Here is a 15,102-nt window from a genome sequence, read left to right as displayed (position 1 = left end):
TGATATGTGCGGAATTTTGGGCTACATTCACAACGGAACGCGGGAATCTATTGACTTCTCTTCAGCGCTTTCGTTTATTCGACGTCGTGGGCCTGATGATCAAGGCGTCTGGGCCGATACCGACGTTGGTGTATGGTTGGGCCAGGTGCGCCTTTCCATTCTCGATACCACTTCCGCCGGTCACCAACCCATGGTCTCTGCCGATGGGCGAGTGGTCATGGTGTTTAACGGTGAAATCTATAACTTTCGGGAGTTAAGGGCTCATCTCGAAGCGGCGGGGGATCATTTTTCCAGCCAGTCCGACTCCGAAGTATTGCTCGCACTGTTCTGTCGTTATGGGATTGAGTGTTTAAACCGTTTGAACGGGATTTTCGCGGTCGTATTCTGGGAACGCGACACCGAAACGCTTTGGGTGGCTCGAGATCAGATGGGCGTCAAACCCCTCTATATCCATTCCAGTGATGGTTGTTTTGCATTTTCAAGTGAAATGAAGGGCTTGATCCGAGGCGGCTTCAGTAAAACTGAAATCGACCCGCAAGCCGTACTCGCGCACCTTGGTTTTCTCTGGTCGCCGGGTGATCGGACGATCGTGCGGGATATCAAAAAGGTTTTACCTGGCCAAGCGTTATGCGTCCGTAATGGGCGTATCGAGAAGAGCTGGTTTTACTACGAACTGCCGATTTCCGAGAAACCCCTGACAAAAACGGTTGCTGATGTCGCTGTTGATGTCGCCGATGCCGTCAGGACTGCCGTCCAGCGTCAGTTGGTGTCCGACGTACCCTTGGGCTCATTCTTGTCAGGCGGCTTGGACTCCAGTGCCATCGTCGCGTTTGCAGCGCAGGAAATGCGTGATAAGGGGCGGTTGCAGTGCTTCAGTATCCGAGTAGACAACGGCTCCACTGCGAACGAGGGGTTCGCCGATGACCTTCCGTACGCACAGCGCGTTGCCAAGCATCTGGATGTCGACCTGCATGTCGTAGGCGTCGGCGATGAGATGATGGATCGTCTGCCTGAAATGGTTTATCTGCTCGATGAACCTACGCCGGATCCGGCGGCGCTGAATGCGTTGTTCATCTCGGAACTGGCAAGCCAGAACGGCATCAAGGTTCTGCTGTCGGGTGCCGGGGGAGATGACATTTTCACGGGCTATCGTCGTCATTTCGCGTTGGCGCAAGAGCGTTGGTGGGGCGGAATGCCTCGACCGCTGCGTTCGGTTTTGGCCAGCAGTTCAAACCTGCTTCCTGCATCCTCTCCGCTGTCTCGTCGTCTCGGGAAGGCTTTTCGCTATGCGGACTTGCCTGCTGATGATCGCTTGATCAGTTATTTCCTCTGGCTTGAACCTGAACAGGCGTATGGCCTGTTGGCGCCAGACTTGCGACGCCAGCTGGCGGCTGATGATCTGTTTGCGCCGATGCGAGAAACACTTTCGCGGCTGCCTTCGGATGCCACGCCCCTTGATAAAATGCTCACCCTGGAGTGCAAGCATTTTCTCACCGATCACAATCTCAACTACACCGACAAGATGGGTATGGCGACGGGCGTTGAAGTGCGTGTGCCGCTGCTGGATCTTGACCTGGTCCGCCTGGCTGGCTCACTGCCATCGGATATCAAGCAAAAAGGCCGGGAAGGGAAATGGATTTTCAAGAAGGCCATGGAACCCTATCTGCCTCACGACGTCATCTACCGGCCCAAGACGGGCTTCGGCGTACCGCTTCGCAACTGGTTGCAAGGACGCCTGAAGCCTTTGGTCGATGAGGTGCTTTCTCCTGCATCCCTGCTGAAAAGGGGGATATTCGATCCCAAGGCGGTGGCGCATCTGATCGAAGCAGATCGTTCAGGCCGGATAGACGCTGCTTATACGTTGTTCGGCATCGTTTGCATGGAACTCTGGTGCAAACAGTATCTGGACGGCGATTTCGCCCTCGACGGTTGAGTGGGCGGCGACGCCACGGCCTTATCCGATGGTAGGATACATAGCTCTATACAAGTTTCTCAGTGATGAGTGAATTTTTAACTTTATTGGTGTGAATGCATGAAGCAGGTTGTTCAGAACATGGCTAGCGGTGAGACGTCATTGGTTAATGCACCCGCTCCCGCCGTTCGTAGTGGCACGCTAAAGATCCATACAACCAATACGCTGATTTCTGCTGGCACGGAACGCATGCTGGTAGGGTTTGGCCGTGCTAACTGGTTGGAAAAAGCTCGCCAGCAACCTGACAAGGTCCGCATGGTTCTGCAAAAGGTCCAGACCGATGGCTTGGCGACAACGGTGGAAGCCGTTCGCTCGAAGCTTGCGCAGCCGTTGCCGCTTGGATACTGCAACGTGGGTGTTGTGGGTGCCGTGGGCAATGATGTGTCCGGGTTCAAGCCGGGCGACCGTGTGGTTTCCAATGGTCCTCATGCCGATATCGTTGTTGTTCCCAAGAATCTGTGTGCCTTGATTCCGGACTCGGTCAGCGACGAAGCCGCTTCGTTTACCGTGCTTGCCAGCATCGGCTTGCAGGGCATTCGTCTGGCTCAGCCGACATTGGGTGAAACCTTTGTAGTCACCGGCGTAGGCCTGATCGGACTGATGACGGTCCAGCTCCTGCGGGCTCAAGGCTGCCGGGTACTTGCCGTTGACTTCGATGAGCAAAAGCTGGCATTGGCTCGCAGTTATGGCGCCGAAACCTGCAACCCCGGCAAGGGCGAAGATGTTGTTTCGGCGGGAATGACATTCAGCCGCGGAAGAGGGGTGGATGGCGTCATCATTACGGCGTCGACCAAGTCGTCCGACCCGGTCACCCAGGCGGCACACATGTGCCGTAAACGTGGGCGCATTGTTCTGGTAGGGGTAACCGGGCTTGAGTTGAGTCGAGCCGACTTCTATGAGAAGGAACTGACATTCCAGGTTTCATGTTCTTACGGGCCCGGGCGCTACGATCCGAGTTACGAAGATCAAGGCAACGACTTCCCGATAGGTTTCGTTCGCTGGACTGAGCAGCGCAACTTCGAAGCCGTCCTGGACATGCTCGCCAGCGGCCAATTGGAGGTCAACTCGTTGATCTCCCATCGGGTTGCATTCGAAGACGCCGCGGATGCCTATCAGACGCTTACGACGGATAATTCGGCGCTGGGCATCATTCTTCAGTACACCTCGGAAGAGACCGAGCGAAACATCAAGGAAGTGGTGCTGGCACCTGGTGCGGTAGCCAGTTTCGACCCGGTCAAACCCGTGGTGGGCTTCATCGGTGCAGGAAACTATGCATCAAGAATGCTGATACCGGCATTCAAGGCCGCAGGGGCTCAGTTCCATACGATTGTGACTGCCGGTGGCATCAACGGTGTAATACACGGCAGCAAGGCCGGATTTGCACAAGCCTCGACTGATATCAGTGCGATGCTTGGCGAGAGCACGATCAACACTGTTGCAATTGTCACCCGGCACGACAGCCATGCCCGTTTTGTCGCGCAAGCGCTGGAGGCGGGTAAACATGTGTTCGTCGAAAAGCCATTGGCAATTGAAGCCCAGGATCTGGCAACGGTTGAAGAGGCCTATCGAAAGGCTGTCGAACAAGGGCTCAAGCCACATTTGATGGTGGGGTTCAATCGACGCTTTTCGCCGCAGGTGCAAAAGATGAAGGCGTTGCTCTCGGCTGTAAAAGAGCCCAAGTCTTTCATCATGACGATGAATGCCGGAGCGATTCCCGCAAATCACTGGACCCAGGACCCGTCAGTCGGCGGCGGGCGCATTATTGGCGAAGCGTGTCATTTCATCGACCTGATGCGTTTTCTCGCGGGCAGCAAGATTGTTTCGATCCAGGCCCGCAGAATGGGCGATACGCCTGCTGTTGCCATTACGGAAGACAAAGCGGCGATCACCCTGGGGTTTGAGGATGGCTCTTTCGGCACCATCCTCTATCTGGCCAATGGCGCTTCAAGCTTTCCAAAAGAGCGAGTTGAAGTTTTCGCTGCCGGACGCGTCCTGCAACTGGATAACTTCCGCAAGTTGAAGGGGTTCGGCTGGCCGGGCTTCAGCAAGCTGAATCTCTGGAAACAGAACAAGGGGCAAAGCGAGTGCGCTGCAGCTTTCCTGGCAGCGGTGCAAAACGGGGCGGTCACGCCGATCACTTCCGATGAGATTTTCGAAGTGGCGCGCGTGAGCATTGAAGTTGCCCGGATTCTGCGCGAGCAATGAGCCTTCTTCTTGTTAAAGCCAAAACTGCGATAGCTCTCGGTTTTGGCAATCTGGCGCGTGCATTGACGTATCGGCTCGGGGTCAAGACTGGCTTGAACCCGGTCCGACGCCTTCGGGCTGAAATTCCTCAAGGCCCGTTTTTTGCGGAAAGTGCGAGGCAGGCCGGCTCGTTGCCATGTGCGTCCCAATGGGATTCCCAGGTCCGGTATTTCGGGTTCTGGGAGTGCCCGGTATCGGACGCACCCCCTGACTGGCATTTGAATCCGCTGAATGGAGTTCGAGTGCCTGATCCCGGCCGGGAATGGTGGCGGATTCCTGATTTTGATGCCGCTGTCGGTGATATCAAGAATATCTGGGAAGCTTCGCGATTTGACTGGACGTTGGTCTTTGCCCAGAAGTCCTGTGTTGGCGGGTCTTCAGGGACGGCGCAGTTAAACGGTTGGTTGACGGATTGGTGTGTCAACAATCCTCCCTATTGCGGTCCGAACTGGAAGTGCGGTCAGGAGGCGTCCATTCGTGTCCTGCACCTGGCGATGAGTTCGGTCATTGTCGAACAGTTTGCCAACCCGTTGCCGGGGCTTGTGGATCTGGTCCGACTGCACCTCAAGCGTATCGAGCCGACGCTGAGCTATGCGATGGCTCAGGACAATAACCACGGGACTTCCGAGGCGGCTGCACTTTTTGTCGGCGGCAGTTGGTTGACCTCAAGCGGTTGCCCCGAGGGCGAACGCTGGCAGCGATTGGGGCGCAAATGGCTTGAAAACCGGGCCGCTCGGCTGATCGAGCAAGATGGCAGTTTCAGCCAGTACTCCGTCAATTATCATCGGGTGATGCTCGACACATTTTCCATGGTTGAAATCTGGAGAAACAAGCTGGGGCTCCCGGCGTTCTCCGCCACGTTCCAACTCAGGGCTCGCACAGCGGCGCATTGGTTATTTTCGTTGGTCGACGAGCACACTGGAGATGCTCCGAACATTGGCGCAAATGATGGTGCCCGGCTGCTGCCACTGACGGATACGGACTATCGCGACTTCAGGCCTTCGGTCCAGTTGTCCATGGCGTTGTTTGCCGGAAAGAGAGCCTATGAGGCGGCAGGTGAATGGGATTTGCCACTGCAATGGCTGCTGCTGCCCGGCCCATCGGCGGTAGCGGAGCGTCCAGGTAGCCAGCTGTTTGATCAGGGTGGTTATGCATTGTTACGGCGTGAACAAACCTTCGCTGTATTGCGCTACCCGCGCTTCCGGTTTCGCCCCAGCCAGGCCGATGCCCTGCATGTGGATCTATGGCGTGCAGGCATTAACCTGCTCCGGGATGCAGGTACCTTCAGTTACAACACCTCTGCCCAGTGGCTGAGTTATTTTCCGGGTACCGCCAGCCACAACACCCTTCAATTTGATGGGCGAGACCAGATGCCGAGGCTCAGCCGGTTTCTGTTCGGGGAGTGGTTGCGTACGCGCCAGGTCGAAAGCCTGGTTGAGCAGGCTGGAACAAGCGCCTGCGGCGCCACGTATATCGACGGTAACGGCGTCCGTCATAAGCGGCATGTGAGCCTGAGCGACACCGGCATGCTGGTCAGGGATGAATTTAGCGGATTCAAGGATCGTGCAGTTCTACGCTGGCGTTTGCAGCCGGGGGACTGGCGGCTTGAGGGCGACGTCCTGACCAACGGCTCCCATCGATTGTCGGTTGCAGGCAGCATGCCTATCGTGCGACGAGCGCTCGTCCAGGGTTGGGAGTCTCGTTACTACTTACAAAAAACTGAAGTGCCGGTGCTTGAGGTTGAGGTGACTTCGGCGGGCGTTTTGACTACGGAGTATCACTGGTAGACATGAAAGTCCTTTATTTTCATCAGCATTTTTCTACTCCGAAAGGAGCGACCGGTATCCGGTCCTATGAGATGGCCCGCCGCCTGGTTGCCAGGGGGCATCAGGTGACGATGGTCTGCGGCAGCTACGGTGGTGGCCAAACGGGGCTGGAAAGCCCTTTCGTTGGTGGAAAACGCAAAGGTACCGTCGACGGTATCGAGATCATCGAATTTGACCTGGCGTACTCCAACAGCGATGGCCTGTTCGTTCGAGCGCTCAGCTTTTTAAAGTTTGCAGTGCGCAGTATCGGTATTGCGCTAACCGAGCGTTACGACCTGGTCTTTGCGACCACGACGCCGTTGACAGCCGGTATCCCCGGGATATTCGCCCGGTGGTTTCGCAATAAGCCGTTTGTATTTGAGGTCCGGGATCTCTGGCCCGAGCTGCCGAAAGCGATGGGCGTCATTCGTAATCCGGTAATCCTTGCCGCCATGTCTTTTCTTGAGTGGGCAAGTTATCGCTCGGCTCACCGGGTCATTGGATTGTCTCCAGGTATTGTGGATGGAATTGCGCACCGCGGTGTGGCGCGTGATCGAATCGAAATGATCCCAAACGGTTGTGACCTTGATATTTTCAACACGCCTGCTGAGCCATGGTTGCCGGCTGGAGTGGATAAAAGCCATCTGGTAGCGGTCTTCGCGGGTACTCATGGAGTGGCCAACAAGCTGGACGCGGTGCTCGATGCGGCTCGAGAGCTTAAACTGCGTAAGCGCGATGATATCCGGCTGGTTTTGATCGGGCAGGGCAAGCTCAAGCCCGCGCTTCAGAAGCGTGCAGCGGAAGAGCAGCTGGACAATGTGATATTTCATGATCCGGTGAACAAGGCCCGGTTGTCCGGTTTGATGGCCAGCGCGGACCTGGGGCTGCAGATATTGGCAAACGTACCGGCCTTTTACTACGGAACGTCGCCTAACAAGTTTTTCGACTATATCGCGTCAGGGTTGCCTGTTTTAAATAACTACCCGGGCTGGCTCGCCGAGATGATTTCCACCGAGAACTGCGGTTTTGTCGTACCTCCAGATGATGCTGCGCTTTTCGCAGATGCGTTGATACAGGCGGCAGATGATCGTGACGAGCTGCGGGCGAAGGGCGCACGAGGCAGAGAATTGGCGGTCAGAGAGTTTGACCGACGTAAATTGGCTGACCGGTTTGTGGATTGGCTGGAGGGTGTTGCCAGATGATCAAGCGTGGTTTTGATTTATTTGCGTCGTTGCTTGGACTAATTCTGCTTTCTCCGGTCATAGCAGTAATTGCCTGGAACATTCGCAAGAAATTGGGATCTCCCGTTCTGTTTCGTCAGGTTCGACCAGGTCGGAATGGCAAATCGTTCGAAATGATCAAGTTCCGTACGATGCGTGATGCTCATGACGCAAACGGTGAGCCTTTGCCAGACTCCCAGCGCATGACAGCCTTTGGCAGTTTTCTGCGATCCAGCAGCCTGGATGAATTGCCCGAGTTGTGGAATGTGGTCAAGGGCGATATGAGCCTGGTGGGCCCGCGACCGTTGCTGATGGAATACCTGCCTCTCTACAGCGCCGAACAATATCGTCGCCATGAGGTTCGCCCTGGCGTCAGCGGCTGGGCACAGGTCAACGGGCGCAACGCAATAGGCTGGGAAGAAAAGTTCAAGCTGGACACCTGGTATGTCGATAATCAGTCTTTTTGGCTGGATATGAAGGTGATTTTCCTGACGATCAAGAAAGTTCTGGTGCGTGACGGTATCAGTGCCGAAGGCGAAGCTACAGCATCGAAGTTCACGGGCTCCAAGCCATGAGCCGCCTTGCGGTGCTGGGTGCAAGCGGCCATGGCAAAGTCGTCGCGGATACGGCCGAATGCTGCGGTTGGGACACGATTGAATTCTTTGATGACGCCTGGCCCGGTTTGCTTCGAAATGGTGCCTGGAGCGTTGTAGGCAACACCGAGAGACTGTTGGCGGCTGTGCATGAATATGACGGTGTGTTGGTGGCGATCGGCAATAATCGGGTTCGCCAGGCAAAACTGGACCAGCTGAAGGCGGCAGGCGCTACGCTGGTAACGCTGCGCCATCCGGATTCAACCGTCAGCCGGTATGCCACGCTTGGTGAGGGGTCGGTGGTGTTTGCTGGCGCGGTGGTAAACGCCGATGCCAAAGTTGGCAGGGGCGCTATTCTCAATACGGGCAGCAGTGTCGACCACGATTGTCTATTGGGATCGTGTGTGCACATCAGCCCCGGCGCCCGGCTTGCAGGGGGCGTCTGCGTACAGGATCTGAGCTGGATTGGCATAGGTGCCTGCATACGACAACTTGTGAGCATCGGTTCACAGGTCATGGTTGGTGCGGGTGCCGTAGTTGTCAGAGACGTGCCAGACAAGGTTACGGTCGCCGGAGTGCCGGCCAGGTTATTGGACGGCTCTTGAAAAGTCGTCGCCGCGCGAACAGCGGATTGAGCGAATTGCAACGGGGCTCGTAGTGACGAGTCTTTCATATTTTCGAATGAAAACTGACGGGTACTGGTTGTGTTGAATTCACCATTTTCTCCTTGGCCTTCTTTTACTGAAGAGGAAGCTGACGCCGTACGTGATGTGATTCTGTCCAATAAGGTCAACTACTGGACCGGTACACAGGGGCGTGAGTTTGAGAAGGAGTTCGCTGCATGGGCGGGCACCGAATACGCCATCGGCCTGGCCAACGGAACGGTTGCCCTGGACCTTGCCTTGAAGGCGTTGGGTATCGGTGCTGGCGATGAAGTGATTGTCACCTCACGCACGTTTCTTGCTTCCGTCTCGAGCATTGTGAATGCCGGGGCTGTTCCGATTTTCGCCGATGTGGATCGCGATTCGCAAAACTTCAGCGCGCAGACTATCCGCGCTGTACTGACTCCTCGCACCCGGGCCGTAATCTGTGTGCATTTGGCTGGCTGGCCTTGCGATATGGATCCGATCATGGCCCTGGCCGAGGAATTCGACCTTAAAGTGATCGAAGATTGTGCCCAGGCCCATGGCGCCCGTTACAAGGGGCGCCCGGTGGGGTCAATTGGCCATATCTCTGCCTGGTCCTTTTGTCAGGACAAGATCATGACCACAGGTGGCGAGGGCGGAATGGTCACAACCAACGATCGTAAGTTGTGGTCGGACATGTGGTCGTTCAAGGATCATGGCAAAAGCTGGGAAGCTGTCTACGAACGTAACCATCCTCCTGGTTTTCGCTGGTTGCATGAAAGCTTCGGTACGAACTGGAGAATGCTCGAGGTTCAGGCCGTCATCGGTCGGATTCAGCTCAAGCGCATGACCGACTGGCAGGCCAGCCGGCTGGCGAATGCCGGGCAGATATGGGAGTGCGCCAGCCAACTCAAAGGCTTGCGTGTGCCAATCATGCCTGAGGGCAGTGTTCACGCGGCGTATAAGTGCTACGTGTTTGTCGAGCCTCAGGCTCTCAAGGCCGGATGGGATCGTGATCGTATTCTGGCGGAGATTTCGGCACGAGACGTTCCGGTATTTTCCGGTTCCTGCTCCGAGGTCTATCTGGAGAAGGCGTTTGACAATACTGGCTGGCGTCCGGCGAGCCGGTTGCCGGTAGCACGGGAGCTCGGCGAGACAAGTGTAATGTTTCTCGTGCACCCGACGTTGACGCAGCATGAGATCGACAAGACATGCTCGGTGCTCAAGACCGTTATGCAGTTGGCTACCGAAGAGTAATCAGTTAGACAGTCAGGAATGCCCGTCTTTGTTTGCAACGCAGAAGGATTTGAGCTGCGGGCCAGTCAAATGGAATTTTCCATCATCATGGTATGAAGTCCCTTGGAATCATCCATGGTGGTGGCGGATGTACTTTAGGAGTAACAGAGGTGTTTCAAGGCGTTATGGATAAGTTGAGAACCTTATTACTGGGTTTAACGCGGCGGCAGAAACGTGCCTTCCAGGTAGTGACCGACGTTTTTCTTGTCTGGTTTGCCCTTTGGATGGCCTTTGTCGTTCGTTTGGGGATTGATGAGCTGATCAATCCTTTCACTGAATACCTATGGCTATTCCTGAGCGCCACGGTCATCGCTATTCCGCTGTTTGTACGGTTTGGTATGTACCGTGCAGTCATGCGCTATTTTGGAAACGATGCGCTGATCGCAATTATCAAGGCCGTCAGCCTGTCATCGTTGATTCTCGCGCTGGTTGTTTACTGGAGCGGCAACCATCAGTTGTTTGTTCCACGCTCGGTCATCTTCAATTACTGGTGGTTGAGCATGGTCATGATCGGGGGGCTACGCCTCGCGATGCGCCAGTATTTCCTGGGAGATTGGTTCGCGGCTGCGCAACATGTTCCTTTTACCAATCGAGATGATGGACTGCCGAAGGTGGCCATCTATGGTGCGGGGGCAGCCGGTAATCAATTGGTTGCTGCATTGCGCATGGGGAGGCTGTTGCGTCCTGTCGCCTTTATTGATGATGACAGCAGCATTGCCGATCGTGTGATTTCAGGCTTGCATGTCTATAAGCCAAAGCATATCCAGCAGATGGTTGACGTCACCGGTGCCCAGCAGATTCTTCTCGCCATTCCGTCTGCCAATCGTGGGCGCCGCCGGGAGATATTGACCTTCCTGGAGGGGTTCGCACTCCATGTGCAAAGCGTGCCCGGTTTTATGGATTTGGCCAGCGGGCGAGTGAAAGTCGATGATATCCAGGAAGTTGATATTGCTGACTTGTTGGGCCGTGACTCTGTCCCTCCTCAGGACGAGCTGCTTGAACATTGCATCAAGGAGCAGTCGGTTCTTATAACCGGGGCGGGCGGTTCAATCGGGTCTGAGCTTTGCCGGCAGATTCTCACGCTGCAACCCACGACACTGCTGTTGTATGAGCATAGCGAGTTCAATCTCTACAGCATCCTGCAAGAACTTGAGCAGCGAATCGTGCGTGAGTCGCTTTCAGTTAAGTTATTGCCAATCCTGGGTTCTGTGCGCAATCAGGAAAAGCTCTTTGACGTCATGAAAACCTGGCGCGTGAACACGGTCTACCATGCGGCGGCTTACAAGCATGTACCGATGGTCGAGCATAATATTGCTGAAGGCGTGCTGAATAATGTGATGGGCACGCTGAGCGCCGCGCAAGCCTCTTTACGCGCCAATGTGGCGAACTTCGTGCTGATTTCTACTGATAAGGCAGTGCGTCCCACCAATGTAATGGGAAGCACCAAGCGTCTCGCAGAAATGACACTGCAGGCGCTCAGCAGTGAAATTGCTCCGGTGCTTTTCGGTGAGACTTCGAATGTTTCCCGTGTGAACAAGACGCGCTTTACCATGGTGCGGTTCGGCAATGTGCTGGGCTCATCAGGATCAGTGATCCCGTTGTTCCACAAGCAAATCAAATCCGGTGGCCCGCTGACGGTTACGCACCCCAAGATTACCCGGTATTTCATGAGCATCCCTGAAGCCGCTCAATTGGTTATCCAGGCGGGCTCCATGGGGCTGGGCGGTGACGTATTTGTTCTGGATATGGGCGAGCCGGTGAAAATCGTCGAGCTGGCCGAGAAGATGGTGCACCTTTCCGGCTTGAGTATTCGCTCTGATAAAAATCTTCAAGGTGACATCTCCATTGAGTTTACGGGGCTGCGTCCCGGCGAAAAACTTTATGAGGAACTGTTGATCGGCGACAACGTAGTCACGACGCCGCACCCGATGATTATGAGTGCCAATGAAGACTACTTGCCCTGGGAGGTGTTGAAGGGCCGATTAACGGAGCTGCTCAGCGCCGTGGAACAGGATGACTACACGCGTGTGCGTCAGTTGCTGCGCGAAACGGTCAGCGGCTATTCCCCGGACGGTGAAATCGTCGACTGGATCTACCAGCAGCGTCGTCTTGAGCCCTGAGCTCACACCCTGTAACTCACCCATTTTTGACTCTCCCCAAACATCGCCTAAGTTTGAAAAGCAGCTTCGGAAAAGCTGCTTTTCCCTTATCGATGTCATGGAGTGTCACCTATGCGTAAAGCTTATTTCTCATCCTTTGTCTTTGCCTTTCTTGCCAGCCTCTCCCTAGCCACTACTGCCGCACCTTCCACCAAACCCGAAACGCCAACCTCCATTTCCACACAAATGACCAAGGTCGACCACACCACCAAGGTCAGCCTCAACTCCGCAGACGCCGAAACCCTGCGCCGGGACCTCTTCGGCATTGGCGCAGCCAAAGCCAAGGCCATCGTCGCTTACCGCGAAACCAACGGGCCCTTCACTGCGATAGATGAGTTGCTGGAAGTAAAAGGTATCGGCAAGGCATTGCTGGAGAAGAACCGCGACAGGCTTGAGGTCAATTGAACATCTGAAAAGCAGGCGAGGAGGCCGGTCATTGACCGGCTTTCTTCTGGCCGCAGAACCCCGCTTTCAAGCTCCCCCGCACCACATCAAGAATCCGCGTGGCCAATTCGGCGCTCTCCACACTTCTTGCCAACACCAACGCTCCCACCAGCGTCGACATCAGCACAAGGCCCTGTTCGCGGGCATTCGGGCTATCAAGGGCCGCTTCGACCTGCTTGAGCCGGGCGTTAAGCACCTCATCCGTCGTCCTGCTGTTCTGCCCGCGCAACCCCAGCTCGGAAGACATCGTGGGCAGCGGGCACCCCTCATGAGGTGATGTCTGATGCCATTGCGACAGGTAGCTATCAATGAACGCGTCCAACGGTCGCTGTTGGCTGAACAGCTTTTTGCAATGTTCATCCAGTTGAGCTGCGGCCTCTTGCAACGCCTTTTCCACCAACTCGTCCTTTGACCTGAAGTGCGCGTAAAACCCGCCATGCGTCAGGTTCAGCGACTTCATCAGCGGCTGCAGGCCGGTCGCACCAATGCCGTCGCGGCGAAAGCGTACCGAGGCCTCCTTGATGATGCGCTGGTGGGTTTGAGCTTTGTGGTCTTGTGAATAGCGCATGGGAAGGCCTCCGAAACATCAGGCCATATTAACCAAGCTTCGCTGGGCATACGCGGGTGTTTACAAAATTGTGCGGCTCAACGGGGAGCCGCTTCAGTCTCAGCGATCCTGCGCATCCTTGGCGTCCGCTTGGGCATTGCGTTCTGCCACGCGCTTACGTTGTTCATCAGTCAATTCAACCTTGTTGGCGCTGTCTCGCAGCATCAACAAACCACCGACGATCGAACCGATCGCGACCACTAAAATCAACCAGGCATACCACGGCATAGGGCTCTCCTTGAGGCAGCAAACCGTGGGGAAATTTCCCACGGTAATGACTGCTTTGAGTAACGGGCTTTCTTAGTAGTTCATTGTAGGCCCGTTCTGCCCCGGTAGCCTTACAGCCCGGTCAACATAGCGTCCGCCGGTGCATCGGCGCGGTCTTGCGCGGTCAGTTGGAAGTACACAAAACCCACCACCATGAAGCCCAGGAAGATCAGCCCGATCAGCGCGTTGAACCACGCCATCGCCACCAGGCAGACCACGGCCAGTACCAGCGCAATCCCCGGCACGATTGGATAGCCCGGGGCGCGGAAGGTCCGCTCCAGCAGCGGTTCGGTCTTGCGCAGTTTGAACAGGCTGAGCATGCTCATGATGTACATGACGATGGCACCGAACACCGCCATGGTGATCATCGCGGCGGTCAGGGTCATGCCGCCCAGGTTGATCAGCCCGTCGCTGTAGATGGCGGCGATGCCGACGATGCCGCCGGCGATGATTGCCCGGTGCGGCGTCTGGAAGCGCGACAGTTTGGCGAGGAAGGAGGGCAGGTAGCCCGCGCGCGCCAGGGCGAAGAATTGGCGGGAGTAACCCAGGATGATCCCGTGGAAGCTGGCCACCAGGCCGAACAGGCCGATCCACACCAGCATGTGCAGCCAGCCCGAGCTGTCGCCGACCACGGTTTTCATCGCCTGGGGCAGCGGGTCGTTGATGTTCGACAGGGTGCGCCAGTCACCCACGCCACCGGCAAAGAACATCACGCCCATGGCCAGAATCACCAGGGTGAGGATGCCGCTGATGTAGGCCTTTGGAATAGTGCGCTTGGGATCTTTCGCCTCTTCGGCCGCCATGGCGGCGCCTTCGATGGCGAGGAAGAACCAGATGGCAAAGGGTATGGCCGCAAACATTCCGGCGATCGCCGGTGCGCCGAAGGTGTCGGAGCCGGCCCAGCCGTTGAGGGCGAAGTTGCTGAAGCTGAAGGCGGGAGCGACCACGCCCATGAACACCAGCAACTCGGCCACGGCAAGCACGCAGACCACCAATTCAAAGGTGGCCGCGAGCTTCACCCCGAGGATGTTCAGGCCCATGAACACAATGTAGGCGCCGACGGCCGCATGTTTCGGATCGAGGGCCGGAAACTGCACGTTCAGGTATGCGCCGATGGCCAGGGCGATCGCGGGTGGGGCGAAGACGAACTCGATCAGCGTCGCCAGCCCGGCAATCAAGCCACCTTTCTCGCCGAACGCCCGGCGGCTGTAGGCAAACGGGCCGCCAGCATGAGGAATCGCGGTGGTCAGCTCGGTGAAACTGAATATAAAGCAGGTGTACATGGCGGCGACCATCAACGAGGTCACCAGGAAGCCCAATGTTCCCGCCACGCCCCAGCCATAGCTCCAGCCGAAATACTCTCCGGAAATCACCAGCCCGACCGCGATGCCCCACAAATGCAGAGTGCCCAAGGTGGGTTTGAGTTGTGTGTTCATCGTGTAGCTCTCCCTGAACGGTTTGGAATGTTTCAGGGCATTGCAGCGGACATGCCATTAGCCAATGCGGTGTCGTAAAGGCGCCGAACTGTCGCCAAGGGAACGGTTTGGCGTTTGAATCATTTCAAGCGCTGCACCAGATGAGGGCGTTGGTGTCTGGTCTGACGCTATCGCGGGCAAGCCCGGCTCCCACATTTGAAGTGCATACCCCCGTAAACCCCGCATAAACCCACTCTTTACGCCGTCTTTACGCCCCACCCATACCGTCGCTCTCGTTCCTTTACGCCACTCCTGCGGACAATCCTCCTACACGCGGCAGTCGCCGCACGACGGAGAAACTTCCATGAGCGTTCTGGACGGGGTGTCACTGCTGTTGGCTGTGGCGCTGTTCATTTATCTGCTGGTTGCGCTGTTACGCGCGGATCGGAACTAG

Annotated in this window: 13 protein-coding genes; 10 read left to right on the top strand and 3 right to left on the bottom strand. The window is 56.2% G+C overall.

From position 1 onward, the window contains the following. Positions 1-4: 4 nt before the first annotated feature. From asnB to HX824_RS02805, 9 genes are all read left to right on the top strand, one after another. Entirely contained in the window at positions 5-1,933 is a 1,929-nt protein-coding gene (gene asnB / locus HX824_RS02845) for an asparagine synthase (glutamine-hydrolyzing) (RefSeq protein ID WP_008437710.1), read from the top strand. Positions 1,934-2,032: 99 nt separating this feature from the next. Next, positions 2,033-4,177, top strand: a complete 2,145-nt coding sequence (locus HX824_RS02840) for a bi-domain-containing oxidoreductase (protein ID WP_032899671.1) — start codon at positions 2,033-2,035, stop codon at positions 4,175-4,177. A 281-nt stretch (positions 4,178-4,458) separates the two neighbouring features. Then, complete coding sequence (locus HX824_RS02835; protein WP_371136004.1) at positions 4,459-6,003, top strand: heparinase II/III-family protein; 1,545 nt, start codon at positions 4,459-4,461, stop codon at positions 6,001-6,003. 2 nt (positions 6,004-6,005) lie between these two features. Beyond that, a complete protein-coding gene (locus tag HX824_RS02830) occupies positions 6,006-7,223 on the top strand; it encodes a glycosyltransferase family 4 protein (RefSeq protein WP_177008088.1) in 1,218 nt (405 codons plus the stop codon). Then, the gene (locus tag HX824_RS02825; protein ID WP_177054112.1) at positions 7,220-7,816 is read left to right on the top strand and encodes a sugar transferase; all 597 of its coding nucleotides are present in this window, start codon (positions 7,220-7,222) and stop codon (positions 7,814-7,816) included. Before HX824_RS02830 ends, HX824_RS02825 begins: the two co-directional genes overlap by 4 nt. After that, complete coding sequence (locus tag HX824_RS02820) at positions 7,813-8,439, top strand: acetyltransferase (protein WP_177008086.1); 627 nt, start codon at positions 7,813-7,815, stop codon at positions 8,437-8,439. Before HX824_RS02825 ends, HX824_RS02820 begins: the two co-directional genes overlap by 4 nt. 99 nt (positions 8,440-8,538) lie before the next feature. Next, positions 8,539-9,717 (top strand): DegT/DnrJ/EryC1/StrS aminotransferase family protein, encoded by a 1,179-nt coding sequence (locus HX824_RS02815; protein ID WP_177054111.1) that lies wholly within the window; start codon positions 8,539-8,541, stop codon positions 9,715-9,717. Between the two features lie 164 nt (positions 9,718-9,881). Beyond that, positions 9,882-11,876, top strand: a complete 1,995-nt coding sequence (locus HX824_RS02810; RefSeq protein ID WP_008437723.1) for a nucleoside-diphosphate sugar epimerase/dehydratase — start codon at positions 9,882-9,884, stop codon at positions 11,874-11,876. A 111-nt stretch (positions 11,877-11,987) separates the two neighbouring features. Continuing rightward, positions 11,988-12,320 carry a ComEA family DNA-binding protein gene (locus HX824_RS02805; RefSeq protein WP_008437725.1) on the top strand — a complete coding sequence of 111 codons (333 nt, stop codon included), beginning with the start codon at positions 11,988-11,990 and terminating at the stop codon, positions 12,318-12,320. Between the two features lie 28 nt (positions 12,321-12,348). On the opposite strand, the gene HX824_RS02800 is transcribed toward HX824_RS02805, so the two are convergent. The 3 genes from HX824_RS02800 to eat form a co-directional block, all read right to left on the bottom strand. Continuing rightward, a complete protein-coding gene (locus tag HX824_RS02800) occupies positions 12,349-12,927 on the bottom strand; it encodes a TetR/AcrR family transcriptional regulator (protein WP_008437726.1) in 579 nt (192 codons plus the stop codon). A 99-nt stretch (positions 12,928-13,026) separates the two neighbouring features. Then, complete coding sequence (locus HX824_RS02795; RefSeq protein WP_008437727.1) at positions 13,027-13,194, bottom strand: DUF2897 family protein; 168 nt, start codon at positions 13,192-13,194, stop codon at positions 13,027-13,029. A 110-nt stretch (positions 13,195-13,304) separates the two neighbouring features. Further along, entirely contained in the window at positions 13,305-14,669 is a 1,365-nt protein-coding gene (gene eat, locus HX824_RS02790; protein WP_003218757.1) for an ethanolamine permease, read from the bottom strand. Positions 14,670-15,012: 343 nt separating this feature from the next. On the opposite strand from eat, the gene kdpF reads away from it, so the two are divergent. Continuing rightward, positions 15,013-15,102, top strand: coding sequence for a K(+)-transporting ATPase subunit F (gene kdpF, locus HX824_RS02785; RefSeq protein WP_003218754.1), 90 nt, complete (start codon positions 15,013-15,015; stop codon positions 15,100-15,102).

This window comes from Pseudomonas sp. D4002, assembly GCF_013385665.1.
GTDB lineage: Bacteria > Pseudomonadota > Gammaproteobacteria > Pseudomonadales > Pseudomonadaceae > Aquipseudomonas.
The sequence above is the reverse complement of the archived record's forward strand: the minus strand, read 5'-3'. Positions and strand labels throughout refer to the sequence as shown.

What these genes read in the sequence shown, in the direction of transcription:
- HX824_RS02830 (WP_177008088.1), top strand. Translation starts at nt 6,006, where the DNA reads ATGAAAGTCCTTTATTTTCATCAGCATTTTTCTACTCCGAAAGGAGCG.
- asnB (WP_008437710.1), top strand. Translation starts at nt 5, where the DNA reads ATGTGCGGAATTTTGGGCTACATTCACAACGGAACGCGGGAATCTATT.
- HX824_RS02800 (WP_008437726.1), bottom strand. Translation starts at nt 12,927, where the DNA reads ATGCGCTATTCACAAGACCACAAAGCTCAAACCCACCAGCGCATCATC.
- kdpF (WP_003218754.1), top strand. Translation starts at nt 15,013, where the DNA reads ATGAGCGTTCTGGACGGGGTGTCACTGCTGTTGGCTGTGGCGCTGTTC.
- HX824_RS02795 (WP_008437727.1), bottom strand. Translation starts at nt 13,194, where the DNA reads ATGCCGTGGTATGCCTGGTTGATTTTAGTGGTCGCGATCGGTTCGATC.
- HX824_RS02840 (WP_032899671.1), top strand. Translation starts at nt 2,033, where the DNA reads ATGAAGCAGGTTGTTCAGAACATGGCTAGCGGTGAGACGTCATTGGTT.
- HX824_RS02810 (WP_008437723.1), top strand. Translation starts at nt 9,882, where the DNA reads ATGGATAAGTTGAGAACCTTATTACTGGGTTTAACGCGGCGGCAGAAA.
- HX824_RS02825 (WP_177054112.1), top strand. Translation starts at nt 7,220, where the DNA reads ATGATCAAGCGTGGTTTTGATTTATTTGCGTCGTTGCTTGGACTAATT.
- eat (WP_003218757.1), bottom strand. Translation starts at nt 14,669, where the DNA reads ATGAACACACAACTCAAACCCACCTTGGGCACTCTGCATTTGTGGGGC.
- HX824_RS02805 (WP_008437725.1), top strand. Translation starts at nt 11,988, where the DNA reads ATGCGTAAAGCTTATTTCTCATCCTTTGTCTTTGCCTTTCTTGCCAGC.
- HX824_RS02820 (WP_177008086.1), top strand. Translation starts at nt 7,813, where the DNA reads ATGAGCCGCCTTGCGGTGCTGGGTGCAAGCGGCCATGGCAAAGTCGTC.